Below are 25949 nucleotides of genomic sequence, written 5' to 3' on the forward strand. Positions count from 1 at the left end.
GACGGCCTATCTGCTCGAATGGCGCGCCTCCCAGACTGCGATTGTTGCGCATCTGTCGCCCAAGTTCACGACCCGCCTCGCGGATCGCCCGCAGGACCACTAACTGGGCGCCGCCGCACCTCTCAGTTCCGTCAACGTCACTGCAGTCGTTCCAATGTGATTTGCGCTCCGCAACAAGGCAATTCTGTTGCGTGACGCAATGCGCGCGAGCGATCCCGGCACTACGAGCCTTACATGCTGCCATGTGGGTACCAAAAGTTGTGACACATCAGACCACTGTCACACGGTGAAATCTCTATGTCTCAGCTCAACGCATGACGACGCGTCACGACGCAAGATAGGCGAGGCTGAGCAGTGAACAAGAACTTTGCAATCGACACGACGGCGACAGCCTTCGCGCAAGCGGAAATTGACCCTTTCGCCACCGGGAACTCGGTTGCCGGCATTGTCGAACGCCTGATCCGCGACACGGAAGGCGCAGCCCTTCTCTCTTGCTCCAAGGCGACCTGGTGGCGCCGGGTCGCTGACGGCACGATGCCGCAGCCGGTTCGTATCGGATCGATGACCCGCTGGAAGCTGTCCGAAGTCCTCGCGGCCATCGAGCGCCTGAGCGCGCCGCAAGCTCCCGAGCGCTAAGGTGATGGCCCTCGGAATGTCCCTCATACCGGCCTTCGACTGCCCCATAGGCGCTCATGGCCTTGCCATTTGCGAGGACCGGCGCGCCATGCCACAGGGGACGCCCATCATTCTGTGCTCCGTGCAGTACCGGCCGGTCGTGGGCAACGGCGTCTACATGACCTGCCGGGCCAAGGACCAGCGGTCCTCGGAGCCCGTGGCATGAACAAGAACCGCCTCCCCTATTACAAAGCCTATCCCCGGGATTTCATCGAGGGAACCGTTGGCATGGAGGCTGATCTCAAGGGCGCTTATCGCCTCGTGCTCGACCTCATCTACATGCATAGCGGGCGCCTCCCGGATGATCCTGGGTACATCTGCGGAATCCTCGGAACATCGAAGCGCAAGTGGGGCACACAGCGCAACCGTCTCATCGAAATGGGCAAACTGTTCGTTGACGGCGAGTTTCTGGGCAATTTTCGCGCCGATATCGAGCTCGAAAAACTCGGAAAATTTCAGAATACACAGCGCCAAAACAGCCTCGGGCAGAACAAAAACAATGGCTTGGGAACTCCACGGCCTGACCAACCAGAACCAGAACCAGATTCAGAACCAGAGAAGAGAGAAACTTCTGTTTCCGTCTCTCCTCGCGATGATCAGGCTGAGCTGGACAGCGATCTCGAGACGGCAGTGACCATCTTCAACGCCGCCGCCGATCAGGCCGACTGGCCGAAGGTTCAGAAACTGACCGACGCCCGCCGCAAACAGCTGAACGCCCGCCTGAACGATTGCGGTGGGCTGGAAGGCTGGAAGATCGCGGTCGGCAAGGCCCAGGAGAGCGACTTTTGCCGTGGTCGCACGTCAAGGCCTTGGACCGGTTTTGGCTTTGACTGGCTCATCAAAGCTTCGAATTTCACCAAAGTCATGGAGGGAAACTATGACAACCGCAGTCGCCTATCCGAACCTTCCCACCTGCCCGGACACCGGTCAGATCCTGCCATTGAGCAAATCGCTCGACTCACAGGGCATTAAAGAGCATCGCGCCCTGCTGGCGGTGGAACTGGAGGTGATGGCGAAGAAGATGGACCGATTTGGCTGGGAGCCTGAACGCGGCACCGCCGCGCATGATCGCCTAATGACGGATTGGATGGATGCGCTTCAGGACTTCACTCTGGAAGAGGTCAAATCGGCTTGCAAGAAATGGGTTCGAAACAATCCGCGGAAAATGCCCAACGAGGGCGACATTCTCAACTTGATCGGCATCCAGAGACAGGAAGAGATTGCCGAATACAAGGCGAAAAATCCGCCCCCCGAAGAGCCAAGGAAGGAAAGGGTCAGCCCTGAGAGGGCAAAACAAATCCTGGAAGAGATCGGTTTCCGGCCCCAAAGGTTCGGAAGCACCGCCACTGAATCGTAGTCCCCCACTTCCAAAGCCAGTCTTGCTCAGGGTTTCTTGGCACTGGCCGGAGGCCCGATGCAACTAGCCAATTGAAGCCAGCCATGTAGGATTCAACCATGTCCACCCTCAAGAACACGCGCCACGAAGCCTTCGCCCAAGCTCGGGTTGCGGGCATGACCATCGACACGGCCTACGTCGAAGCCGGCTACAAGGCGAACCGCTCCAATGCCGCTCGGATGAACGCAAATGAACACATCGGGCAGCGTATTCGAGAGTTGCAGGACGCTGCCGCCGAACAGGCTGAAATGACGGCGGCGCAGGTGCTGGAAGAGATCGGACAGATCGCCTTCAGCGACATCCGCGAGCTCTTCGATAAGGACGGTCGCCTCCTGCCCGTCGACGCCCTGTCCGAGAACGCCGCCAGGGCCATCCAGTCGATCAAGGTCACCTCGAAAGTCGCCCCCGGCTCCGGCGAAGGCGAAATGGTGTTCACAACCGAGATCAAGTTCTGGGACAAGAACGCGGCACTGGAGAAGCTCTTTAAGCATTTCAACCTGTATGAGCAAAAGCCAAAGGGCGATCCCATGGCCGCTTTCGCACATGCTTTGATGGGGAAGGCCAAGCCGTTGCCGGTAGCGACCGCCCTTCGTTCCGACACCTAGGCTCAGCCCCCATTGATTTCCTCTGGGTGGCGTGATTCACCGTTTGAAAAACGAGCGGTGACATGTCTGATCTTTTCTAGCTGAGCGACGCGGAGATGGCGCGTCTGAACCCCTACTTCCCGAAGTCCCACGGTCAGTCACGTGTCGATGATCGGCGTATTCTGAGTGGGATTATCTTCATCAACCCCAATGGTTTAGGGGGGTGCGATGCGCCTGCGGAGTAGGGGCCGCACAAGACTTTGTACAACCGTTGGAAGGGGTGGAGCGACAAACGTGTGTTCGCTAGGATGACGGCGGGCTTGGCTGCCGAACCGAGCGAAGAGAAGACTGTGATGATTGACGCCACCTACCTAGAGGGCCACCGCACAGCGACCAGTTTGGGCGTCAAAATGGGGGACGTGGACGCCTGATTGGGCGCACCAAAGGCGGCATGAACACCATGCTGCACGCCATCTGCAACAGCGAAGGCCGGCTCCTGAACCTGTTCGCCACAGCCGGACAGGTCAGCGATTACATTGGCGCACGAGCATTGCTGATTAGCTTGCCGGATGTCGACTGGCTGCTCGGGGACCCCGGATATGGTGCCGGCTGATTTCGAGAAGCGTTAAAAGACAAAGGGATACGCGCCTGCATCCCTTGTAGGAAGCAACGGAAAAACCGTCAAATACGACAAGCGCCGCTACAGACGCCGTAACCGCCCCTCTCGTGACATTGCTTTGCAATGCACTGCCGGGCAGTGATCCGAGATCATGTTCGACAGGCTCAAGGCCTGGCTGCGTGTGGCAACCAGATACGACCGCTGTCCGAAGGTCTTTCTCTCAGCCATCGCTCTCGAGGCAACTGTCATCTATTGGCTATGAGCCATCGGGTAATTTGTGGCTGCTTCTCTCGGGGCTGAAAGAGAACTCACACTTCTGGCTGTCGAAGCAGAAGGAAAGAATCAACCATGAAACGCTATGCCGGACTGGACCTGTCGATGGACAGCACGCTGGTTTGCATCGACGCACGGCAGGCGCATCAGAGGCTGAAAGCATTGAAGGCGAACAAGACTGACCCGCATGACGCAGCCGGGCTCGCGCAGCTTGCCAGGACCGGCTTCTATAAGGAGGTGCATGTCAATTCAGCTGCCGCCCAAAGTGTGCGGAGCGTCATCGCGACGCGCATCCATCTCGTTGAAGCCCGGGTGCGGCTCGACAACATGATTCGAGGTATTTGTGCAACCTTCGGGTTCAAGCCCAGTCCCGGTCAGAGCAAGGGTTCATCGACTGGGTGATGACTGCTGCCGATGTACCGGTCGTTGGCCAGAGAAACTTGGCGATGGTCGCCGCCAAAGCCGGTTTGGTGGAACAGATCAGGCAACTGGATCGTGTCTTGCGTGAGTCCGCTCACCAATCATCGGCCTGCAGGCAGCTCATGGGCAGCCGAGTACGCTTACCAGAGAATTCTAGCTTCAAATGATCCAGTTATCAGAGGTAGTGCACCGGAAAGGAGGCGCGGGATCGGTACAATGGCCGGTCCCGCAGCATATCCGGTCGCAAAACTGAAAACGAACGCGCCGCGGATCAACGCTGGCGGACAACTTGATGCTGTTCGCCCAGCCGCTCTATCTGCAACCGCATTTCGTCGCCGGGTTTCAGGAACCGTTGGGGCGTCATCCCGAGGCCCACGCCCGGCGGCGTGCCTGTTGAGATTATGTCACCTGGTTGAAGGGACATGTAGCGAGAGAGATAGGAAACGACTTTTGCGACACCGAAAATCATCGTCCGGGTCGATCCGTTCTGAACCCGTTCGCCATTCAATTCCAGCCACATTTCAAGGTTGGTGGGGTCTGGCACCTCGTCCCGGGTCACGAGCCACGGTCCGATCGGGCCGAATGTGTCGGCGGATTTGCCTTTGACCCATTGCCCGCCGTGTTCCAGCTGAAAGGCTCGTTCCGAGACATCGTTGACGACGCAGTAGCCAGCGACATGATCGAATGCCTCGGTCTCGGAGACATCTTTGGCCTCCTTGCCGATGACCACGCCCAGTTCGACTTCCCAGTCACCCTTTTCCGCCCCTTGTGGCAGGATCACGTTGTCGTTGGCGCCGCAGATCGAAGATGTCGCTTTCATGAAGATGACAGGTTCTTCCGGGACCGGCATACCGCTTTCCTCTGCGTGGTCAGCGTAGTTGAGGCCGATGCAGATGAACTTGCCCACCTGGCCGACGCAGGGGCCGATCCGGGTATCGTTCGACACGACGGGTAGGGTCTCCGGATCGAGGGTGCGCAACTTGTCCAGACCATCGGGCAGCAGGGTGTCTCCGGCAATATCGGGGACCACCGACGATAGGTCACGCAGCGTTCCGTCCTTGTGCAGCAGGGCCGGGCCTTCCTTGCCCTTCGGTCCGACGCGAAGAAGTTTCATGCGATTTCCTTTTCAGTGAGTTTCGTTGTCTTGATCCGCGTCAGCAAACGCGCCAGTTCACTGCGGGTTATGGCCTCCGGCAGCGCGGTTGGCGGACGCACGTGGGCATGGCGGAAGATGCCTGCCTGGCACAGCAGTGCCTTGTGGACGTGGTAGAACATGTCCCCTGACTGAAAGCCGAGCCGGCTGACAGGCAGGATCTCGGTCTCGATCAGGGCTGCCGCCTGCCCCTCATCCCCGGTTTCCAGCGCGGTCCACACCTGCATGAACAAGGCTGCCTGGCTGGCAAAGGGCATGGTGCCGCGTGCGCCGCGCCTGTATTCCTCGACCAGCGTGCCGCCGCCTGCGCCGCCCAGCACGGTCAGTTTCCCGTCGACCGCCGCTACCATCGCGCCGACCTGCGCCACGGTCGGATTGGTTTCAACCTTGATCGTGTCCACCAGCGGCACCGCCTCGGCGATGCGCAGGGCAAGGGCGGGGGAGATGGGTGCCTGCGGCACGTCCTGCAGAATGATCGGCAGGCCTGCGGCCTCGGCGATGCGGGACAGGTGTTCGACCACGGCATCGGGGCCAAGTGCAAAGAAATCCGGTGGCCAGATCATCAGCCGTGATGCGCCTGCCTCGGCCGCCTCGACGGCCAGTTCCACCGCGGGCGCGGTGCCGGGGGCAGAGGTGTTCATGATGACCGGCACACGACCATCAACCTGGTCGACCACGGCGCGCAGCATCTGGCGGCGTTCGCTTGGCGTCAGCTTGAAGATCTCGCTGCCGATGGCGATGCCGATACCATGCACGCCGGTATCAAGGGTTGCGTCGACTTCCAGCCGCAGACTGCCGTAGTCGATCGTCAGGTCGTCGTGGAAGGGCGTCAGCAGGATGGGTACAATACCTTCGATCCCGGTCATGTTTCGGTCTCCGATGTGGTGTCGAGCGCGAAGACCTCGCGCAGGGTATGATGGACGGGCCGGTGGTTGGCGCCTTCGGTCACCATCAAGGGCGCCATCGTGCGCCACCAGCGGACGGTGACATCGCTGGGCGGGACCGTGGTGGGGCCAAAGGGCTGGTCGCGTTCCTGGAAGGCAAAGATGGTACGGCCCGAACGGTAAAGGAAAAAGCGCACGATGCCGCTGGCCGTCATCTGGGCCTTCAGTTCGGGCCAGATCGCAGCATGGGCGTCGTCATAGGCGGCTTCGGCCCCCTCGCGCAGCTGCATCGTCCAGGCGCGGCGGTACAGGGTCATGCCGCGATCCTGTTGTCTTCGATGTGATCCCAGACGATGTCATAACCAAGGCCCGGCGATTGGGGCAGGGCGACATAGCCTTCGGCGTCCATTGGATCGCAGTTCCGCTTCAGGTAGGGATGCGGCGCGTCATAGTCGACGCCGGGCGCAAGCAGCCCCTTTTCGTACCACTCGCTGGTGTCTTCGCTGGTCGCCCCCATGACCTGCAGGTTGCCCCAGCCCGCCATGTGGATTTCGCAGCGCTGGCCGAAGGCCTCGCAGACCACGGCCGTCTTGCGGCAGCCGGTCACGCCGCCCCGGCGGATGTCCATGCGGCTCATGTCCGAGGCCCCCTGCAGAATCCATTCCGCACGGGTGAACACGCCCCCGGCGGCAATCTCGGGCGCTAGGATCGGGATCGACAGTTCGCGGCAGAGACGCCGATAGCTTTCGACCCGGTATTCCGGCATCGGATGTTCAAACCAGTAGTAGTCGTTGCGCTCCAGCTCGCGGCCAACCTTTATGGTTTCCTCGATGGTGTGATAGGTGCCCCAGACATCGTACATCAGCACCATGTCCGGCCCGACCGCCTCACGGACGAGGTTGATCGTCTCGATATCGGCCCGAATGTTCGAGGGGCGGCCATTGGTGGGCAGTTCGGTGTCCGGGTTCCAGAAGTAGTGCGGGTGGATCTTGTAGGCCTTGTACCCCTCGGCCTGGCAGGCCAGCGCGTGTTCGGCGTAGACCTGCGGTTGGCCGATGTTGGGATAGGTCGAGGCATAGGCGGGCACTTTGTCCCGCGCGCCACCCATCAGCTTGTACAGCGGCAGGCCGGCATGCCGCCCCGCCAGATCCCAGAGCGCGCAGTCGATGACGCTTTGCGCCACCTCGGGGATGTTGCGGACCCACATCCATTTCCAGATCAGCTCGCGGTCGAACGGATCGGCGCCCAGGATCATGTCGCGGACCTGGCCTTCGATCAGGCGCTGTTCGTCCGGGGTCATGCCGTCTTGATCGCCGTGTTTGCCACCGCCAAGGAAGTATCCGGTCAGCCCCTCGTCGGTGTCGATGCAGGTGATGGTCTGATGCACTTCGGCCTTGGGTTTCAGCCGCGCGTGGCCGATATCCCAACGGTCCGCATGGGTGCGGAACCTTATCACCCTGACGTCGGTGATCTTCATTGCAGGCGATCCCGCGTGGCAAGGGTCTGCTCGGTTTCCGCGTCGAAGCAATGCAGCTTGCCGGGGGAAATGGTGAAATGCACCTGATCGCCGACTGACTGGGCGATGCGGTCACGGGTCGTCATGATGATCGAGGCATCCTGCGTACGCAGGGTCAGCTGCGTTTCCGCGCCGGTCGGTTCGATCAGCGCGACCTTGGCCGCGATGCCGGTGTCGGACAGCTTGATATCCTCCGGTCGGAAACCGGCGATCACGTCCCGGCCCGCCGCGACATGGGCGGCAACCTGTCCAAGGGGTTCACCCGACGGGGTCTGCAAGCCGTTGGCCGCGGCCCGTGCGGGAACAAAGTTCATGGCCGGCGACCCGATGAAGCCCGCCACGAAGACGCTGGCCGGATGGTCGTACAGCTCCAGCGGAGAGCCGATCTGCTCCACGTGCCCGCCGCGCATGACCACGATCTTGTCCGCCATGGTCATGGCTTCGATCTGGTCATGGGTGACGTAGATCGTGGTCGTCTTCAGCCGCTGGTGCAGTTCCTTGATCTCGGATCGCATCTGCACGCGCAGCTTGGCATCCAGGTTCGACAGCGGCTCGTCGAACAGGAACACCTTGGGGTCCCTAACGATGGCGCGGCCCATGGCGACGCGTTGCCGCTGACCACCCGAAAGCTGGCGCGGATAGCGGTCGAGCAGGGCGGTCAGGTCCAGGATCTCGGCCGCGGCGCGCACCTTGCGGTCGATCTCGGCCTGCGGTTCCTTGGACAGGCGCAGCGAAAAGCCCATGTTTTTGGCCACGCTCATATGCGGGTAAAGGGCGTAGTTCTGGAACACCATCGCGATGTCGCGTTCCTTGGGGACCAGCGTGTTGATGACGGTGTTGTCGATGCTGATATCGCCGCCGCTGATGGTTTCCAGCCCGGCGATCGAGCGCAGCAGGGTGGATTTTCCACAGCCCGAGGGGCCGACAAGCACGGTGAATTCTCCGTCCTGAATATCAAGGTCGATGCCGTGCAGCACCTCGACGGCGCCGTAGGATTTGCGGATGTTTCTCAGTGCGACAGAGCCCATGTTTCAGCCTCCTTCAAGTTGGGTTCAGCCGCATCGAAGGCGGCCATGACAGTCTGGGGTGGACGGTTTCCCGCCGGATCGCGCGGAACGGCGACATGGCCATCCGCAAAGCGGGGGCGGGCCCCCATCAGTTCGTAAAGCGCAGAGGATTCGCCCCGGTCGACGCATTCGACCAAGGGGTTCTCCTGCCGCGCAGCGGCCAGCGCCAGCGCCCAGGGCTGTTCGCAGGTATTGTGCAGGATGACCGGCACCTGCGCGGCCTCGGCCATGTTCAGGATGTGCAGCGCCTCGGTGATGCCGCCCGCCCATGCGACGTCCGGTTGCAGGACGCCCACAACGCCGGTGCGCAGCAGGTCCGCGCAATCCGCACGGGAAAAGGCAAAGTTGCCAAGCGCGAGCGAAATGTCGGGATCCATCTCCTGGCGTATCTTCTGCAGGCCCGCGACATCTTGCGGATGGATCGGATCCTCGATCCAGGCGACGGGCAGATCGGACACGGCCTCGGCAAAGCGCAGGGTGTAATCCGCGTCCCACGACAGGAAGGCGTCGATCATGATCGGCACGTCCGGGCCTGCCGCCTCGGCGAAGCGGCGCATCAGGGTGACATTGGCCTGCAGGCCGTCGCCCCCGGATTTCGGGCCATAGGGCGCGGCGGCCTTCAGGCCGCGCCATGCTCCGCCAACAAAAGCCTCGGGGCGCGGGGTGGTCATGTAGACCGGGAGGGTGTCTACCCCCGCGCCGCCGAGGAGGTCCACCAAGGGCCGGGCCTGGGTCTTGGCGGTCAAATCCCACAGGGCGATGTCCACACCGGCGACCGCCATCATGGCAAAGCCGGACCGGTCATTGGGCAAGAGCGACGCCGCCATCTGATCGTTGAGGAGGGACAGGTCGGCCAGGTCCTCACCCACCAACAGGCGGCCAAGATGGTCGTTCACGATCATCTCGACGATTTCGCCGCCGTTGGTGCAGCCCCAGCCGGTGCTGCCGTCTTCGCCCGTCACCCGGACGAAGACCTTTTTCGTGGGCCACATCCAGCTTGCGCGCTGTTCGGCAAAGCGCGGAAAGCGGGACATGGGGGACGCCACTCGGCTGGTCTGCAGCTTTTGGCTGTTGAAGCCGCAGTCCACCGCGCGGGCCGTGATCGAGGTGATCCTCATCCCTTGACCGCCCCGGCCAGCAGGCCGCGGGTAAAGTACCGCTGCCCGAAGAAGAAGACCAACATGATCGGCAGGGCAACGATGGTCGCGGCGGCACCGACATACTGGAACTCCAGGGTGAAAAGCTCGACAAAGCTGGCAAGGCCGATGGTGACGGTCTTGTTGTCGTTCGATTCCAGCAGGATCGAGGCAAAGGCGAACTCGGACCAGGCGCCGACGAAGTGCCACATGGATGCCGTGATCAGCGCAGGCGTGGCCAGCGGCAGAATCACCAGGACCATGCTTTGCAGGCGGCTGGCCCCGTCCATCATGGCGCTTTCTTCCAGCTCTTTCGGGATTTCACGCAGGGAGGACGCTATGATCCAGGTCGCAAACGGCAGGCCGAAGGCGGAGTAGAGCAGCACCAGGCCGATCAGGCTGTCCTGCAGGCCGATCATCGACATCAGCCGATAGGTCGGCAGCAGCAGCGCCGCGCCCTGAAACATCCGGCTGATCAGCAGACCACCAAGGATGAGATCGCGACCGGGGAAGTTCAGCCGGGCAAAGGCGTAGCCCGCCAGCGTCCCAAAGATCAGCACGATCACGGTGGAACTGATCGCGATGAAAAAGCTGTTGCCGATCAATTGCGGCCAATCCAGCAGCTGCCCCTTCTGGTGGGTGGGTGAGAACAGCGCCTTGTAGGCGTCCAGCGTCGGCGCCTGCGGCCAGAAGGTGACCGGCAATTGCGCCAGCTCTGCCTGCGTCTTGAAGGAAGCGAGGAACAGCCAGAAGACCGGGAACAGCACGTAGATCGAGATCACGAGGCCGACGAAGCCAAGGAACATCCAATACAGGGTGCGCGGTTGTTCGTTCATTTCGAACCCTCCGAAGCCCAGGAGCGACGATTGACGTAAAGGTACAGTGCGACGATCGAGGCCAGCATGACGAGGTTGATCACCGACATGGCCGAGGCGACGCCCCAGTTGAAGAATTCGAAGCTCTGCTGGTAGATGTACGTCGCCATGATCTGGCTGGCATTGGCGGGGCCGCCGCCGGTCATGATCCAGGGCAGGGCGAATTCGGCCGTGATCCAGATCATCGAGATCACCGTCACAGCCGTCAGCGAAAAGGCGATGTTCGGCAGGGTGACGAAGCGGAACCGCTGGATGGCATTGGCCCCGTCCATGCGTGCGGCCTCGACCTGATCATCGGGAACGGCGCGGATCGCGGCACATAGGATCAGCGCCACCAGCGGCATCTTGCGCCAGATCAGCACCACCACCAGCACCCACATAACCAGGTTCGGATCACCGAGGAACGAAACGGTGCCCTCGGTCAGGCCGGAGGATTGCAGCGTCTGGCCGATGATGCCCACCTGACCGTGCAACATCCATTTCCACGCCATGGCGGTCACCACGTCGGGCAGCACCCAGGGCAGCAGGATCAGCGCCCTCAACCAGCCGGTCATCCGGCTGTCGATGGCAAGGAACGTGCCGACGCCCAGACCCACGGCGACACAAAGAAACGTGCCGCCGAGGATCCAGATGGCGGTATTCTTCAAAACCAGTCCAAAGACCGGATCCGCCGCCAGTGCCTCGAAATTTCCAAGCGTTCCGAAACCACGCTCCATCCCCATGACCACCTTGGTCAGGCTGAGCGTGGCCACGTTGTAAGTGGGCCCGACGACAAAGGCCACAACGGCGGCCACCACGGGCAAGATCAAGGCATATGCCAGAAAACGATCGCTTCGCAGCATCGTCAGGCCCTCCTTCAGTTCTGTCTTTTCAGGTGTCTGGCGATCAGCCGCGGATCAGGTCGATCTGGCCTTGCGCGGCAACGGTGGCCTCGTCCAAGGCCTCTTGCGGCGTTTTCTGGCCCAGAACGGCTTGCTGGATCGCGGTGCCAAGCGCGGATTCAATGGCCGAGACGCCAATGAAGCGCGGCATCGGGGCGCCGCCTTCGAACAACGTGCCCGCGTCATAGGCCTTGACCCAGTTCGGCCACGCCTCTTTCAACTCGGCATTGTCCCATGCAGCCTTGCCCGCCGGGATCCGCGCGATTTCAGGTTGGCCACCCCAGGTTTCGAGCTGCTCATCCTGCGACCAGAAATCCACATATTCCAGCGCGGCTTCCGGGTTCTTCGACCGCGAGGACACCATCAGCATTGCCGTACCATCCATGATTGCGTTGACCGGCTCATAGCTGCCGGTGGGCGCTTCGGGTTTGGGCATCGGCACGCCGGTCCAGCGGATGTTTTCGTTCACACCCCACGGGGTGTTCAGCCATGACAGTCCGATCCACATGGCCGAGCGGCCCTGACCGAACAGTTGCGCCGTGTCGCGGAAGAAGGTTTCGGTCAGTGATGTGGCCGCGGGTGTCGAGCCGTCCTTGATCAGATCGACGTAGAATTGCAACGCATCTACAACGCCCGGATCGTTCAGAGTGACCTTGCCGGTGTCCTCGTCAAAGATGCGGCCGCCATTGGCATAGGCGAGGCCCTCGAAAATGTTGATGTCGACCGGTGCCGTGGTGGCGGGGAAAGCGATGCCGGGGCGGTCCGGCTTGGTCATCGCCTTGGCGTATTCGCGCAGTTCGTCCCAGGTTTCCGGCGGCCGGTCAAAGCCCGCTTCTTCCAGCGCATCAAGGTTGATCGCGAGGAAGCTGGCCATGTCGACATAAGTGGGCAGGGCATAGAGCTTGCCGTCGTGCATGCCCGATTCGAAGACCTCGGGAACGATGCGGTCCTTCCAGCCCTGAACCCGGTCGGGTGCGATCTCGTCCAGAGGCTGGATCATGCCGAAACCGGCGAATTCCGGGATGTCCTGACCGAAGGCGATGATCACGTCCGCCAGGCGGTTGGTCTGGAAACCGGCAAGGATTTTCTGCCGGCGGATCTGCCCGTTGAAGTAGGAGTAGTTCAGGTCGATGTCGGGCTGAGCAGCGGAAAAGGCGTCATTGCGCGCGGCCCAGACTTCGACCTCCTGCGGGGTGCCCCCGAATTTCCAGACCGAGATTTCGCCGCTGGCGGCGCGGGCCGGTTGTGCGGGCAGAAGTGCTGCGGCGCCCACGGCGGCGGTGGTGCCCAGGAACCTGCGGCGGCTGATTGAATTCGACATGTAGTCCTCCCTTTTTTGCCCTGACTGGCGATCCGCGTGATGCGGGGAATCTGGATGATATACGAGTGTCATTCCATGTTGACGGACGTTATGGGCAATGATACTCGTATGTCAATCGCGATTTTGCGACATGATCTTTCCACCGCCGGTGCCAGGCCGGCGGGGCTGGAAAGTGTCGAAAGGGGGCCGGAATGGCGCGAGGTGAAAACAAGAAGGTGACGCTGAAGGACGTTTCAAAGGCGTCCGGCCTGTCGCTTATCACCGTGTCGCGCGCGCTGCGGCAGCCAGAGACCGTACATGCGGACACACGGGCCAAGATCCAGCGCACGATCGAGGAGATCGGCTATATTCCGAATCTGACGGCACGCTCGCTGGTGTCGCAACGTTCGGACATGATCGGGGTCGTCGTGCCGATCCTTGCAAGCTCGCTCTTCGCGGATTTCGCTCAGGGCATCAGCCACGTGCTGGAGCCGAAGAAGCAGCAAATGTTGTTGGCGGTCAGTGACTGGTCGCCGGCAAAAGAAGAAGAAGCGGTGCGCACCTTTGTAGCGCGTCAGGCGGATGCGATCATCGTCACCGGCTTTTCGCATACGGAGACCACGCGCAAGCTGCTGGACAAGTTCTCCGGCCCCGTGGTCGAGGCCTGGAACCTGCGGGACGGGGTGATCGACAGCACCGTCGGGTTCGACAACTACGCGGCCTCCGTGGACATGACGCGTTACCTGATCGGGCGCGGGTATCAGAACATCGTGATGGTCGGCGGATCGTCCCGGTACAACGACCAGGCCGAAGACCGGACGCGCGGCTTTGTCGACACCATGCGCGAGGCGGGGCGGAGCGTGACCGATGACGTGATCGTCGAATTCGACAACCCTGCCACCATCGAAGGTGGGGTGGCGCTGATCCAGACGCTGATGGCCCGCAAGCAAAAGCCGGATGCGATCTTCTTCCTCGCGGAACTTCCGGCGCATGGCGCCATGTTGTGGTGCATGTCCAACGGCGTCAGCGTCCCGGATGACGTGGCCATCGCCGGTTTCGGCGATCTCAGCCTGTCGGCGCTGTTGCCGGTGCCGATGACCACCGTTCAGATCAAGGGCCGCGCCATTGGCGAGTGTTCGGCCAATCTGGTGATGGACCGGTTGGAGGGCAGGGGGCACAGCGCCTCTCCCCATGACATCGGTTATCACCTTCAAATCAGGAAAAGCACATGACCAAGTCAAACGGCCCGATCCGGGCCGCGATCATCGGCGCCGGGCATTTTGCCTATCGGATGCACATACCCATTCTTGCCCAGCGTGAAGAGGTGGTGCTGGATTCCGTCTGTCGCCTTGGGCGCAAGGAACTGGACCTGATCGCCGATGAATTCGGTTTCGCTTTCGCGACCGAGGATTGGCGCGAGATGCTGTCGCGGGACATCGACATTGCCGTGATCGCTTCGCCGCACAACCTGCATTATGAGCAGGCCAAGGCCTTCCTTGAAAAGGGCTGTCACGTGCTGGTGGAAAAACCGATGTGCCTTGACCCGGATCAGGCATGGGATCTTGTGCACGTGGCGCAGGCGACCGGGCGTGAACTCTTGGTGGCTTACGGCTGGAACTACAAACCCGGCCTCGACGCCATGCGCGACATGGTGGCCGAAATAGGTGAGATCGAACACGTCGTCTGCCACATGGCGTCCTTCACGCGTGGTATCTTTTCCGGCGGCGGAATGGAGCGTTGGGCCCATATCGCCATTCAGCCGGATCGCAGCACGTGGGAGGCGCCCGATCAGGGCGGCGGTTATGCCTATGGCCAACTCTCGCACGCGCTGGGCATACTTTACTGGCTGACCGATTTGCGCTGCGCTTCTGTCCGCTCGACATTGTTTCAGGCCCCGTCGACGATCGACCTGCACGACGCCGCAACCGTTCGTTTCCAGAACGGCGCGACAGGCGTTCTGTCCGGCAGTTGCGGCGTGCCGAACGGCCACGGATTCGAGGTGGATCTGCGGATCTACGGCACCAAGGGGTCTGTGTTGCTGGACATCGAGACCGAGCGCCTTGTGCTGAAACTGCCCGGTGGCGAAACCCGTGTGGCCAAGGTGCCGCAAGGTGCGTGGACCTACAGCTGTGAAGGCCCGGCAAACCGGCTGGTCGATATCGCGCTGGGCCTTGGCCGCAACGAAAGCCCCGGAGAGGTCGGCGCGCGCGCCGTGGAAACGCTTCATGCCATCGTCGCCTCGGGGCAGGCGAACGGGGCCGAACAGATCATCAACCAGACGCAGAAGGCTGCCGCAGAATGAATGACTTCGTTGATCAAACCGCCATCGTGACCGGTGGTGCCCAGGGTATCGGCCGTGCCGTCGCCAATCGTCTCGCCGCGGGCGGTGCCCGCGTCGCGATCTGGGACCGGGACAAGGCTCTGGCGGATCAGGCCGCCGCAGAGATCGGTGGCGGGGCCTTTGCCTGCGCCGTCGACGTGTCCGACTGGGCCAGCGTCGAAGCGGCGATGAAGACGACGTTGGAGGCAACCGGCCGCGCCGACATAATGGTCAATTCCGCCGGTGTTGCCGGGTCAAACGGCCCGCTGGCGGACTATCCGGTGGAGGAATTCCGGCAAATCACGGAAATCAACCTGCTGGGTACCTTTCACGTCAACCGCGCCGTTGTCCCCGCGATGACGGCCCAGGGCTATGGCCGCATCGTCAATATCGCCTCTGTCGCGGGGAAAGAGGGCAACCCCAATGCCAGCGCCTATTCGGCCTCCAAGGCCGGGGTGATCGGGTTGACCAAGTCGCTTGGCAAGGAACTGGCCGACAAGGACATCGCGGTGAATTGCGTGACGCCCGCGGCCGCGCGGACCCGGATCTTTGACCAGATGAAGCAGGAGCATATCGACTACATGCTGTCGAAAATCCCGCGGGGCCGGTTCCTTGAACTGGACGAGGCGGCGGCGATGATCACATGGCTCTGCACCAAGGAAAACAGCTTTACCACCGCGTCGGTGTTCGACCTGTCCGGCGGCCGGGCCACCTATTGATCATGGCGCATTGGCTGGACGGGATTTCACTGGTCGACGGGCATCATCATTTCTGGGAGCTTGACCGCTTCCCCTATCGCTGGCTGGCGCCCGATGCACCGCCCGCCCGCTTTGGCGACAAGTCCACGATCCGCCGCGACTATCTGCCGGCGGATCACATGGCCGCTTTTGGTGATCTGCCGCTTTGTGCAAGCGTACATGTGCAGGCCAATTGCGGTGCCGCCGATCCGGTCGACGAAACCCGCTGGTTACAACATCTGTCGGACAGCACGGGTTGGCCCAATGCAATCATCGCCGAGGTCGACCTGTGCCATCCCGACGCCGCGGCGCAGATTGCGGGTCATCTGACCTGCCCGGCTCTGCGCGGCATTCGGACGCCGGTTGCATGGGATGAGGCGGGTCGTTGGCGCGTTGCGTCGAAACCCGGCGTCCCGCGTGATCCGGGGTTTCGGCGGTCCCTGGCGGTGCTGGAGGCAATGGATCTCTGCCTTGAATGCGTGGTCGTGCCACAGCAACTGATCGAAATCGCCGAACTGGCCCGGGACCACCCTGCGCTGAAGATCGTCATCAATCACTTCGGCACACTGGAACCCGCCATTCCCGGCAACGCGCAGCAGTGGCGTGAAGGGATCGTTGCGCTGGCGTCCGCACCAAACGTCTACATGAAGCTGTCCGGTCTGTGGACCGTCGACAAGGGCTGGCAGGCTGACGCGCTGAAACCCCATGTCCTGCATCTGCTTTCGTCGTTCGGGGCAGAGCGTGTCCTCTATGGATCGAACCTGCCCGTCGAAGGCGTGAACTGCCCGCTGCAGCGCCAGTTCCAGCAACTGGAGATCGTGCTGAGGGGCCAGCCAAAACCAGTCCTGAACGCGATATTTTCGGAAACCGCGCGCAGGGTCTATCGGCTGTGACGGTCAGTGCCAAACGGTCTCAAGCTGGTCGAACAAGGCCGCGATGACAGGTGCCTCTTTTCGCGCATCCAAGGCCAGCATCACGAGGCAGGCGGGCACACGCAGGTTTTCGCACATGCTCAGGCCAAAAGACTGTCGTTGGTCAAGCGCGATGGACTCTCGGCAGAGGCTGAGACCTACGCCTGAGCGCACCATTTCCAGCATCGAGGCCTCGTGATCGACAAGCGCGACGGTGTTCTGCGTGCAGCCGCGTTCGGCAAAGATCCGGCTCAGCAGGCGGTTGTGCACGGAAACAGAGGTTGTCCCGATCCAGGGGAGAGGGGCCAGTTCCTCCCAAGCCGCAGACCCCACCCGGGCTTCCCAGCCCGCAGGTGCGATGACGCAGTAATTGAACTTGGCCAGGACCCGGACATGGACCGCCTCTTCGGAGGGAATGTTGTCGACCTCTTCGGGGGCCGTCAGGTAGTAGCCCGCGTCGATCTGGCGCCGCTTCAGCCGTTCGAGGATCTCGCCGCTGATGCCATGAACAAGTTCCGTGGTGATGCCCGGATGCGCGTCGCCAAGACGGCTGAGCAATCGACCCAGACGGATGAATTCGGGGTCGACAATCGTGCCGATCCTGAGCGTCCCGGACACTAGTCCGGCCTGCCTGTTTGCGCTCTGGCGGAATTCGATCATGGCGTTCAATACGTGTTCCGCCTTGGGCAGCAGTGCCTTTCCGTCGGGTGTCAGGTCAAGCCCGTGCGGTGTGCGCCGGAACAGGGTGATCTCGGTCTCTTCGCTCAGCCGCCGGATCTGATGGCTGATGGCTGGCTGCGTCAGGTTCAAAACCTCGGCCGCGCGCGAGACATTGCCTTCACGCGCCACCGTCACGAAGGCCAATATGCTATTCGGGTTTGAGAATCTTTGCATATTACGGATTTTAATATCAGGCAAAGACATATGTCATTGGAATTGCGCAGCGGGCCTTTCTAAACCCCGATCAGTTGGTGCCGGGAGGAGCATCGACCGTTGTGACCGACCTTATCCCGCTCTCGGGACGGGGGGGGCCAACGGAGCCTCCGGGACCGCGGATCATCTGAGGGGAAAGGCAATGCCGGGCACGGAAACGGTTTTCGATTTTATCGTCATTGGCGGCGGGTCGGCGGGTTGCCTATTGGCCAATCGGTTGAGTGCGGACCCCTCCAAAAACGTGTTGCTGCTGGAAGCAGGCAAGCCGGACACCTATCCGTGGATCCACATTCCCGTCGGCTATCTGTATTGTATCGGCAACCCGCGCACGGACTGGATGTACAACATCGAGGCCGACAAGGGGCTGAACGGGCGCACGCTCGGCTATCCGCGCGGCAAGACACTGGGCGGGTGTTCGTCCATCAACGGCATGATCTACATGCGCGGGCAGGCGCGGGATTACGACAACTGGGCGGCCCTGAGTGGCGAGGACGAATGGTCATGGGACGGAGCGTTGAAGGATTTCAAGGCGCATGAGGACCACTACAAGCTGGATAACGGCTCCGATCCCGAAACCGGAGACAATGAGCGCTTTTCCGACATGCACGGCCACGGTGGCGAATGGCGCGTCGAAAAACAGCGCCTGCGGTGGGATGTGCTGGACAGCTTTGCCGAGGCGGCGGTTCAGGCGGGTATCGACAAGACCGATGATTTCAACAGTGGCGACAACGCGGGGGTCGGCTATTTCGATGTCAACCAGCGGTCCGGTTGGCGCTGGAACACCTCCAAGGCCTTTTTGAAAACGGTCCGCTCGCGGCCCAACCTGACGGTCTGGACCGAGGCTCAGGTTGAAAAGCTGACCTTTGAAGCGGACGCCAATGGCGCGCCGCGCTGCACGGGCGCGCGTGTACTGCGCCGGGGGCAGATGACGACTGTCTCTGCAAGGCGTGAAACGCTTCTGTCCGCCGGTGCGATCAATTCGCCCCAGATCCTGCAACTTTCGGGGATCGGACCCGCGGACCTGTTGAAATCGCATGGAATCGAGGTGCTGCGTGATGCGCCCGTGGGGGAAAACCTGCAGGATCACCTGCAGATCAGGGCCGTCTACAAGGTCAACGGAACGCAGACGCTGAACACGCTGGCGAACAGCCTGCTTGGCAAAGTGAAGATCGGTGCGGAATACATGCTGAAGCGTTCCGGTCCAATGAGCATGTCGCCCAGCCAGTTGGGCGCGTTCACAAGGTCCGATCCGGGCCGCCCCCATGCCAATATCGAATACCACGTGCAGCCCCTGAGCCTAGAGGCCTTCGGCGATCCATTGCACGACTTCCCGGCCATGACAGTCAGCGTCTGCAACCTGAACCCGTCAAGCCGGGGCACGGTCCAGATCCGGTCCGCCGATTTTCGGGACGCGCCGATGATTTCGCCGAACTACCTGTCGACGGAAGACGACCGAAAAGTTGCAGCGGACAGCCTGCGGCAAGTGCGGCAGATCATGTCCCGCCCCGCGATGGCGCGCTACGCGCCCGAGGAGTACAAGCCCGGACCGCAATACCAGAGCGACGAAGACCTCGCCAAGCTGGCCGGTGACATCGCCAACACGATCTTTCATCCGGTCGGCACCGTCAAAATGGGCCGTGTCGACGATGACAGCGCCGTTCTGGACCCGCACCTACGGGTGAAGGGGGTGACCGGCCTGCGCGTCGTCGACGCCAGCATCATGCCTGAAATCACCAGCGGCAACACCAACTCGCCGACATTGATGATCGCGGAAAAGGCGGCCCGTTGGGTCCTTGCCGGCAATTAACCAAACGTTCGTGCTGGGAGGAACCATGCGCACTTCGTTTTCCAATCTGCCCCTGACAGGGGTCAAAGTGGTCGATTTCGGACAGTACATCGCCGGGCCTGCCGTGGCGATGTTGCTGGGGGACCTGGGCGCGACGGTCGTGCATATCGATCCGCCGGACGGGCCGATGTGGGATAGCCCCGCCAACGCGACCCTGATGCGCAACAAGCTGATCCTGAACCTTGACCTGAAGTCCGAGGACGGCCTGGTCAAGGCCCGGGCGCTCTGTGCAGAGGCCGACATCATCGTCGAGAATTTCCGCCCCGGCAAACTGGCCGCGCTGGGCATCGACTTTGCCGCCATGCGAAAGGAGCGTCCCGAACTCATCACTATATCTATCCCGGGCTTTGCCTCGAACGACATGGAGCGCCGCGAGCAGCGGGCCTTTGAAAGCGTGGTCGCCGCGAGTTCCGGTGTCTTCACTGACATGGGGCTGAACCGGGTGCTGATGGGCTTGAACCCGTCGTTCTCGCCACTGCCGCTGTCGTCGGCCTATGCCTCGCAGATCGCGGCCTCCGCCACGGTACTTGCTTTGCAGTCGCGGCAGTTGACGGGCCTGGGTGACCAGATCGAGGTGCCGCTGGCTGCGGCGGTGATGGAGGGGCTGTGCTACAACTCCATCAAGGTGTCGGACATGCCGGAACGCTACCTGACCCAGCGGGAGCTGGAGATCGAGCGTCGCCGGATCGAAGGGCTGCCGATGAACGTGTCCTACGAGGACCTGCAAGAACTGCTCGACCCGTTCTTCCGCAGCTACATGTGCAAGGACGGGCGTATGTTCTACGTCGTCTGCCCCAGCCACAAACACCACGCGCGCCGCTGTCTGGAGGTTCTGGGGCTCTATGATGAGATGATCGATGAGGGGTTGCGGGAAGAGGACGACACCTACAAGCCGCAGTCGGAATGGGTATCCGATACCTCGCTGGGCGTCTATCCTATGCCGAAGTTCTGGGCCGACAAGATCGCCGCGCGGATGAAAGAGGTGTTCATGACCCGCACCTCGCATGAATGGAAGCGCATGTTCGGACGGGCGGGCATTCCTGGCGCGCCGCAACGCTGGTTGCAGGAATGGATCAACGATGAATACGCCGAGACATCCGGCCTGATGATTGACGTTTGGGATCCGGAGTTCGGGGAAATGACCCAACCCGGCCCCGTTGTCTGGATGGAGGAAAGTGGAGAAGAGGCACTGAACCCGACCCCGCGCCGCTGGGTCGAGTTCGAGGAGGCGCTGAAGGTGCTGCGCAAGCTGCGCACCGACGTTCCCGACCCGGAAGAAGGCATCGCGCAAGAGGGATGGCTGTCCGGTGTCCGCGTCTTGGACATGTGCAACGTGATCGCCGGCCCGCATTCGGCCAGCTATCTGGCGCGTTTCGGGGCCGAGGTCATCAAGCTGGACCCTGCCACGCCGTTGTATGACAGCTGGAACACCGTGATCTACGGGCTGAGCCAAGGACGGGGCAAGAAATCCATTCTGGCCGACATCAAGTCGGAACATGGGCGAAAGGTCTTTGAAGACCTTGTAAAGTCGGTCGATGTCATCTTTTGGAACGCGCCGGACAGCCAGATTCGTCGGATGGGATTGGACGCCGAAAGCCTCCGCAAGCTGAACCCCGAGGCGATTTTCTGCAAGCTCGACTGTTTCAGCGGTGTCCGTCGCGGAACACGCACCGATTACATCGGCTATGACGACCTTGTGCAGGCCACAACCGGCATCATGCTGCGGTTTGGCGGTGCCATGGATCGTCCCGAAGAACATGCGCATGTGGGTACGATCGACGTGATGTGTGGCTTTGGCGGCGCTTTGGCCGTGGCCTCCGCCCTGTATCAGAAGCATCGCTTTGGGCGGATCGGGCGCGGGCGCACCTCGCTGTCGGCCAACAGTGGGTTGTTGCAGGTGCCTTTTGCCTATGACTATCGCGGGCGCGGCCTGTTCGATGAGCCGTCAGGGCCAGAAGTCAACGGATATGACTCGCTCAGCCGCTTCTACAGCACGGCATCTGGCGTCTACATCCTGCTCAGCGCCTACGACACCGACCTGCCGCGTTTCCGAAATGTCGAGGGGTTGGAAGATCTGCCCGATATCCCCGAAGAAGAGCGCGCAGCCTATCTTGCTGGTGCGTTCCAGTTACACCCGGCGACCGAGTGGATCGATCGACTGCGCGCGGCGGATATCGGTTGTGCGATCTGTAACAACATCGACGCCCTGCGGTCCGAGAACATGCGCGAACCCGATGGCACCCCCGGCACGGACCGGGGCAGCTATTCCTTCTCGCACTACTCCGACCATCCCAGCGGGCATGAGGTGATCCAGCTGGATCCCTATGCGGTCCGCCCGACACGGGGAAAGGTCTATGCGCTGCCGCCGACGGAAAAGTTCGGCAGCTCCACACGCGTCATCCTGAGCGATCTCGGCTATTCCGAGGCCGCAATCGAACGGATGCTGAAATCCGGACACCTCAGCGAAAGCTGGAGTGCCGAGTACTTGCCCAGCTGAGGGTAAGGCGGGGTCTGTCCCATCCGGGGCGGACCCAGATCCTTTTGCGGCGTCCTGGAAGACCCGTCGCATCCCAAAACGGATTGGACCGGCTATGTCGAACGTTTCCGTTCGGCAAACGGAGGAAGCTGTCCAACCCGTCATTCAACAATAAACGGAGGAGACATGCCTAACAAACCGCCTTTGATGGACCTGCACATTCCGACCGCGGATCGCGGCTTTTATTCCGGCTTTGCCAAGAGCGTCGCCATTCCATCGAAAATCCTTGTCAGCGCTTTGATCGTCTGGGCGATCACGGTGCCTGAAAATGCCGCTGCCGTTCTCAACGCCTTGAACGGCGCCATGCTGAAAAGCTTTGCCAGTTGGTACATCTGGGTCGTGGCCCTGTTCCTGATCTTGTGCGTTGTCTTGGCACTGGTGCCTTCCACCGGTCGGCTGAAGCTGGGCCTGCCGGACGACAGGCCGGAGTTCTCGCGCTTTTCATGGTTCTCGATGATGTTCGGCGCGGGCATCGGGATTGGCATGCTGACCTTTGCAACAGCAGAGCCGATGTATCACTTCGCGACAAATCCCAATGTCATCATGGGCCAGACCAGCGGATCGGCGGCAGATAATGTGACGGCCGCCTATGTCTGGTCTTTCTTGCACTGGGGCTTTTCGGCCTGGGCCTGCTACGCGCTTGTCGGACTGTCGCTGGCCTACTTTTCCTATCGCCGCAATCTGCCGTTGACTGTGCGGTCCGCGCTGACGCCGCTGTTCGGTGCGCGGCTGTCGGGGCCGGTTGGGCATGTGGTCGACATCGTAGCGGTGGTCGCCACGATCCTTGGTGTGGCGCAGACGTTGGGTTTCGGGGTCGAGCAATTCGTGGCGGGCCTCAATCGCGTCGGCTTTGGCGACTGGATTCTCATGGATGATGGCAAGCCCAGTTCGGCGGGGGTCGTGGTGGCGCTTGTCGTGATCCTTGGCGCTTCGACCCTGTCGGCGCTGTCAGGCGTGGGAAAGGGGATCAAGTGGTTGTCCAACCTCAACATGGGTCTCAGCTTCTTCCTGCTGGCCTTCTTCGTACTGTTCGGGTCCACATTCTTTGGTCTCGGGGCGCTGTTCTCTGGTTTAATGGCCTATCTGCTGGAACTGCCCCAACTCCTGTTCACTGTCTGGCATGCCGACGGGACTGAGACCGGCGATGCCTTGGCCGCGTGGCAGGGGGGCTGGTCGGTGTTCTACTGGGCGTGGTGGATCGCGTTTGCGCCCTTCGTCGGTGTTTTCCTCGCGCGGATCTCGCGCGGGCGCAGCATTCGCGAATACGTGCTGGGCGCGATCATCGTCCCGTCGCTGATGTGTTTCGTCTGGTTCACGCTGGTTGGCGGCACGGCCATCGACATGACCCTGAATGGCACCGCTGGGGACGCGATTTCCGGGGCCGGTCAGGAAAGCCAGCTGTTCGTCATGCTGGACCTGATGCTGAGCGACGGGTTTGCCGTGGCGATGGCGGCAATCGTGGTTGTCTTGTTGCTGACCTATCTGGTGACAACGGCGGATTCAGCGATCCTGATCGTCAACACGATCAACGCTGCTGGAGAGGAAAGCCCGAAGGGCCGCGCCCATATCATCTTTTGGGGTGTCGCGCTCAGCCTCGTGGTCGGAGGCTTGCTGCTTGTCGGCGGGCTGGACGCCATCAAGACGGCCATGGTGATCGGTGCGCTGCCATTCAGCCTTGTGATGTTCCTGATGTGTGTCGCGCTGACCAAGGCGGTGATCAAGGACGCGATCCGCGAACGCAACGGCGTGCAAAGCCTGCACGTGAAAACCTGAGTTTGCACATTCGCGGGGCAGGGTGGACCTTGCCCCGCGATGTTCGGCCGGCTTCACTCGCAGATCACCCGAGATAGACCTGCCCTTCCGGATAGCGCAGACGGGGCGCCGTTCTGGTGGCAAGAAAAAAGCCAAGTGTCAAAGGCCCGACCCGGCCGATGAACATGATCGCCATAATCACCGCACGCCCGAAATCCGAAAGCTCCCCGGTAAAGCCGCGCGACAGGCCAACGGTGCCAAAGGCACTAGCGACCTCGAAACTCACGTCAAGGAAATGTCCTTCGTGTGAGGCGACGATCAGGAACACCCCGACAAACACAAGGATGACGCTGATCGCGGTCAGCGCCATGACCTTGAGCACCTGGTCCAGAGCAATGGACCGACCAAAGGCGTGCAACTGTTGCTGGCGGCGGAAAAAGGCGACCGTTGCAATCATCATCACGATGAACGTCGTCACCTTGATGCCCCCGGCGGTCGAGGTCGGCCCTCCACCAATTAGCATCAGGGAAATGAACATCATCGAGGTGCTTTCATGCAAGGCACCGATGTCGGTTGTGTTAAAACCGGCTGTCCGTGTCGTGACCCCCTGAAACCAACTGACGACCAGTCGGGCACCGGCGCTGTCGAGTTGCCCAAGCGTTTCAGGGTTTGACCATTCCAGCAAGGCGAACATGCCCACGGACCATTGGATCAGGATGGCTGTTCCAATCAGCATCAGCTTGCTGTGCAGAGAGAATTTCCGCCAGGATTGTTTGCTGAAGACGTCGTGCAGGACGACATAGCCGATGCCTCCGACGATGAAGAGTGCCGGGATGACGACATTCACGACCGGGTCCGTGGCGTAAGAGACAAGCCCGTCGGCAAAGGTCGAGAAGCCCGCGTTGTTGAACGCCGAAATCGAATGAAAGACCGCCGTCCAGAGGCCTTTGGCCGGCCCCAAATCCGGCGCGAACACCATGAGGAGCAACAGCGCGCCGATACCTTCGCACAGCAGAACGACCTTGAGGATCGTGCTGACCAACGCCCGCAACTGATGCATCGACGTCTGGTTCAGGTCCTCGCGCAGGTATTGGTGGCCGGTGATCCCGACGGGCAATCCAAGGGCGCCAAGGATCAGGACCGCAAAGGTCATCAGGCCCAAACCGCCCATCTGGATCAGGAATGCCAGCACCGCCTGACCGAAAACCGTAAGATCCTGCCCGGTGTCCAGCACCACCAGCCCGGTCACGGTCACCGCCGACGTCGAGGTGAACAGCGCGTCAGACCAGGTGACCGGGACCGTGTGCGCAACTGGCAGCAATAGCAGGGCGGCGCCAAGCAGAATCAGCAAAGCGTATAGCAGCGCCAGGATCAGCGGCGGTGGCAAGGCGGCAAATTCACGGTAGAAAGTACGTGTCATGGATTTTCACTCAGGCGTCAGAGACCGTCGCCGAACCGGCGCAAGTCTGGGCGTTTTCCAAGTACGATAAGCTTGTCGTCCTGTTCGAGTGTCGGTGTATCGCTGCCGTCGGTGCCATGAAACTGGGTGCCGCGCATCAGCCCCAGCAGTCGCAAATCATACTTGGTTCCGATCCCCAGGTCGGAAACGGCGCGGCCTGACAGCGCCTCGGGCACGACGATATTCACCACGCTGAAACCGTTGCCAAGGCTGACATAGTCCTGAACGACGGGATTGTTGAGCATCTGGGCAATGTGTCGGCCCATTTCCTGCTCGGGCAGGATCACGCGGTTAGCGCCCAGTTTCGAAAGGATCCGGTGGTGTGTCTTGCTCGATGCCTTGGCCCAGATGTTCTCGACCCCCAGCAGCTTCAGGTTCATGACGGTTAGAATGCTGGCCTCGACTTCCCGCCCGATCGCAACAAGAGCCACGTCGTACTGGTCTATCCCGGCTTCTCGCAGCGCCATTTCATCGGTTCCGTTCAGGATGACCGCCGAATGCAGCTGCGTGGACACCTGCGCAACCCGTCTCTCGTCCAGATCTATGCCGATCACGCGATTGCCGAAGCGTGCCAGTTCCAGCGCGACGGTGCTGCCAAAAACGCCAAGCCCGATGATGGCAAAAGACGTGCGCTTCTTTACCATGCCGTTTGCTCCTTGAGCACTCCAAGAGCACA

24 protein-coding genes and 1 pseudogene are annotated in these 25949 nt (G+C 61.4%); 13 read left to right on the forward strand and 12 right to left on the reverse strand.

From position 1 onward, the window contains the following. Window positions 1-354: 354 nt before the first annotated feature. The 6 genes and pseudogenes from KJP30_RS21650 to KJP30_RS21675 all read left to right on the forward strand — a co-directional run bounded on the left by KJP30_RS21650 (window position 355) and on the right by KJP30_RS21675 (window position 3949). Entirely contained in the window at window positions 355-636 is a 282-nt protein-coding gene (locus KJP30_RS21650; RefSeq protein WP_246594693.1) for a helix-turn-helix transcriptional regulator, read from the forward strand. A 201-nt stretch (window positions 637-837) separates the two neighbouring features. After that, entirely contained in the window at window positions 838-1647 is an 810-nt protein-coding gene (locus KJP30_RS21655; RefSeq protein WP_218451464.1) for a DUF1376 domain-containing protein, read from the forward strand. Continuing rightward, on the forward strand, window positions 1616-2032 hold the full coding sequence (locus tag KJP30_RS21660; RefSeq protein WP_218451465.1) for a hypothetical protein: 417 nt from the start codon (window positions 1616-1618) through the stop codon (window positions 2030-2032). The genes KJP30_RS21655 and KJP30_RS21660 overlap by 32 nt, the downstream gene beginning before the upstream one ends. Before the next feature lie 98 nt (window positions 2033-2130). Beyond that, the gene (locus KJP30_RS21665; protein WP_218451466.1) at window positions 2131-2676 is read left to right on the forward strand and encodes a terminase small subunit; all 546 of its coding nucleotides are present in this window, start codon (window positions 2131-2133) and stop codon (window positions 2674-2676) included. A gap of 95 nt (window positions 2677-2771) precedes the next feature. After that, window positions 2772-3536 (forward strand): annotated as a pseudogene (locus tag KJP30_RS21670) (IS5 family transposase). 86 nt (window positions 3537-3622) lie between these two features. Then, a complete protein-coding gene (locus KJP30_RS21675) occupies window positions 3623-3949 on the forward strand; it encodes an IS110 family transposase (protein ID WP_218451467.1) in 327 nt (108 codons plus the stop codon). A gap of 289 nt (window positions 3950-4238) precedes the next feature. Here KJP30_RS21675 and KJP30_RS21680 read toward each other — a convergent pair whose 3' ends face one another. The 9 genes from KJP30_RS21680 to KJP30_RS21720 all read right to left on the reverse strand — a co-directional run bounded on the left by KJP30_RS21680 (window position 4239) and on the right by KJP30_RS21720 (window position 12800). Continuing rightward, the gene (locus KJP30_RS21680) at window positions 4239-5081 is read right to left on the reverse strand and encodes a fumarylacetoacetate hydrolase family protein (protein WP_218451468.1); all 843 of its coding nucleotides are present in this window, start codon (window positions 5079-5081) and stop codon (window positions 4239-4241) included. Beyond that, window positions 5078-5986: a dihydrodipicolinate synthase family protein gene (locus KJP30_RS21685; RefSeq protein WP_218451469.1), complete on the reverse strand. Its 909-nt coding sequence runs from the start codon at window positions 5984-5986 to the stop codon at window positions 5078-5080. Before KJP30_RS21685 ends, KJP30_RS21680 begins: the two co-directional genes overlap by 4 nt. Next, the gene (locus KJP30_RS21690; protein ID WP_218451470.1) at window positions 5983-6321 is read right to left on the reverse strand and encodes an L-rhamnose mutarotase; all 339 of its coding nucleotides are present in this window, start codon (window positions 6319-6321) and stop codon (window positions 5983-5985) included. Before KJP30_RS21690 ends, KJP30_RS21685 begins: the two co-directional genes overlap by 4 nt. Next, complete coding sequence (locus tag KJP30_RS21695) at window positions 6318-7481, reverse strand: enolase C-terminal domain-like protein (protein ID WP_218451471.1); 1164 nt, start codon at window positions 7479-7481, stop codon at window positions 6318-6320. The genes KJP30_RS21690 and KJP30_RS21695 overlap by 4 nt, the downstream gene beginning before the upstream one ends. Beyond that, window positions 7478-8548 carry an ABC transporter ATP-binding protein gene (locus KJP30_RS21700; protein WP_218451472.1) on the reverse strand — a complete coding sequence of 357 codons (1071 nt, stop codon included), beginning with the start codon at window positions 8546-8548 and terminating at the stop codon, window positions 7478-7480. Before KJP30_RS21700 ends, KJP30_RS21695 begins: the two co-directional genes overlap by 4 nt. Then, entirely contained in the window at window positions 8530-9621 is a 1092-nt protein-coding gene (locus KJP30_RS21705; protein ID WP_218451473.1) for an enolase C-terminal domain-like protein, read from the reverse strand. Before KJP30_RS21705 ends, KJP30_RS21700 begins: the two co-directional genes overlap by 19 nt. 80 nt (window positions 9622-9701) lie before the next feature. Continuing rightward, window positions 9702-10559 (reverse strand): carbohydrate ABC transporter permease, encoded by an 858-nt coding sequence (locus KJP30_RS21710; protein WP_218451474.1) that lies wholly within the window; start codon window positions 10557-10559, stop codon window positions 9702-9704. After that, entirely contained in the window at window positions 10556-11440 is an 885-nt protein-coding gene (locus KJP30_RS21715) for a carbohydrate ABC transporter permease (protein WP_218451475.1), read from the reverse strand. Before KJP30_RS21715 ends, KJP30_RS21710 begins: the two co-directional genes overlap by 4 nt. Before the next feature lie 43 nt (window positions 11441-11483). Continuing rightward, window positions 11484-12800: an ABC transporter substrate-binding protein gene (locus KJP30_RS21720; protein WP_218451656.1), complete on the reverse strand. Its 1317-nt coding sequence runs from the start codon at window positions 12798-12800 to the stop codon at window positions 11484-11486. 191 nt (window positions 12801-12991) lie between these two features. On the opposite strand from KJP30_RS21720, the gene KJP30_RS21725 reads away from it, so the two are divergent. Genes KJP30_RS21725 through KJP30_RS21740 form a run of 4 tightly spaced genes read left to right on the forward strand, consistent with a single transcriptional unit; the run spans window position 12992 to window position 16729 of the window. Beyond that, window positions 12992-14011, forward strand: coding sequence for a LacI family DNA-binding transcriptional regulator (locus tag KJP30_RS21725; RefSeq protein ID WP_218451476.1), 1020 nt, complete (start codon window positions 12992-12994; stop codon window positions 14009-14011). Continuing rightward, complete coding sequence (locus KJP30_RS21730) at window positions 14008-15081, forward strand: Gfo/Idh/MocA family protein (protein WP_218451477.1); 1074 nt, start codon at window positions 14008-14010, stop codon at window positions 15079-15081. The genes KJP30_RS21725 and KJP30_RS21730 overlap by 4 nt, the downstream gene beginning before the upstream one ends. Then, window positions 15078-15818 carry an SDR family NAD(P)-dependent oxidoreductase gene (locus KJP30_RS21735; RefSeq protein ID WP_218451478.1) on the forward strand — a complete coding sequence of 247 codons (741 nt, stop codon included), beginning with the start codon at window positions 15078-15080 and terminating at the stop codon, window positions 15816-15818. Before KJP30_RS21730 ends, KJP30_RS21735 begins: the two co-directional genes overlap by 4 nt. Before the next feature lie 2 nt (window positions 15819-15820). Then, complete coding sequence (locus KJP30_RS21740) at window positions 15821-16729, forward strand: amidohydrolase family protein (protein WP_218451479.1); 909 nt, start codon at window positions 15821-15823, stop codon at window positions 16727-16729. 3 nt (window positions 16730-16732) lie between these two features. Here the strand turns inward: KJP30_RS21740 and KJP30_RS21745 are convergent, their stop codons facing one another. Beyond that, complete coding sequence (locus KJP30_RS21745) at window positions 16733-17641, reverse strand: LysR family transcriptional regulator (RefSeq protein WP_218451480.1); 909 nt, start codon at window positions 17639-17641, stop codon at window positions 16733-16735. 181 nt (window positions 17642-17822) lie between these two features. Here KJP30_RS21745 and KJP30_RS21750 point away from each other — a divergent pair, with 181 nt between their 5' ends. The 3 genes from KJP30_RS21750 (at window position 17823) to KJP30_RS21760 (ending at window position 23835) form a co-directional block, all read left to right on the forward strand. Next, window positions 17823-19487, forward strand: a complete 1665-nt coding sequence (locus KJP30_RS21750; RefSeq protein WP_218451481.1) for a GMC family oxidoreductase — start codon at window positions 17823-17825, stop codon at window positions 19485-19487. A 25-nt stretch (window positions 19488-19512) separates the two neighbouring features. Continuing rightward, window positions 19513-22023 carry a CoA transferase gene (locus KJP30_RS21755; RefSeq protein ID WP_218451482.1) on the forward strand — a complete coding sequence of 837 codons (2511 nt, stop codon included), beginning with the start codon at window positions 19513-19515 and terminating at the stop codon, window positions 22021-22023. Between the two features lie 165 nt (window positions 22024-22188). Then, window positions 22189-23835, forward strand: coding sequence for a BCCT family transporter (locus KJP30_RS21760; RefSeq protein ID WP_218451483.1), 1647 nt, complete (start codon window positions 22189-22191; stop codon window positions 23833-23835). Window positions 23836-23899: 64 nt separating this feature from the next. Here KJP30_RS21760 and KJP30_RS21765 read toward each other — a convergent pair whose 3' ends face one another. Both KJP30_RS21765 and KJP30_RS21770 read right to left on the reverse strand, forming a co-directional pair. Next, entirely contained in the window at window positions 23900-25234 is a 1335-nt protein-coding gene (locus tag KJP30_RS21765) for a TrkH family potassium uptake protein (protein WP_218451484.1), read from the reverse strand. A 17-nt stretch (window positions 25235-25251) separates the two neighbouring features. Then, complete coding sequence (locus KJP30_RS21770; protein WP_218451485.1) at window positions 25252-25917, reverse strand: potassium channel family protein; 666 nt, start codon at window positions 25915-25917, stop codon at window positions 25252-25254. Between the last annotated feature and the right edge of the window lie 32 nt (window positions 25918-25949).

The organism is Antarctobacter sediminis (assembly GCF_019218285.1).
In the GTDB taxonomy this organism is placed as follows: Bacteria; Pseudomonadota; Alphaproteobacteria; order Rhodobacterales; family Rhodobacteraceae; genus Antarctobacter; species Antarctobacter sediminis.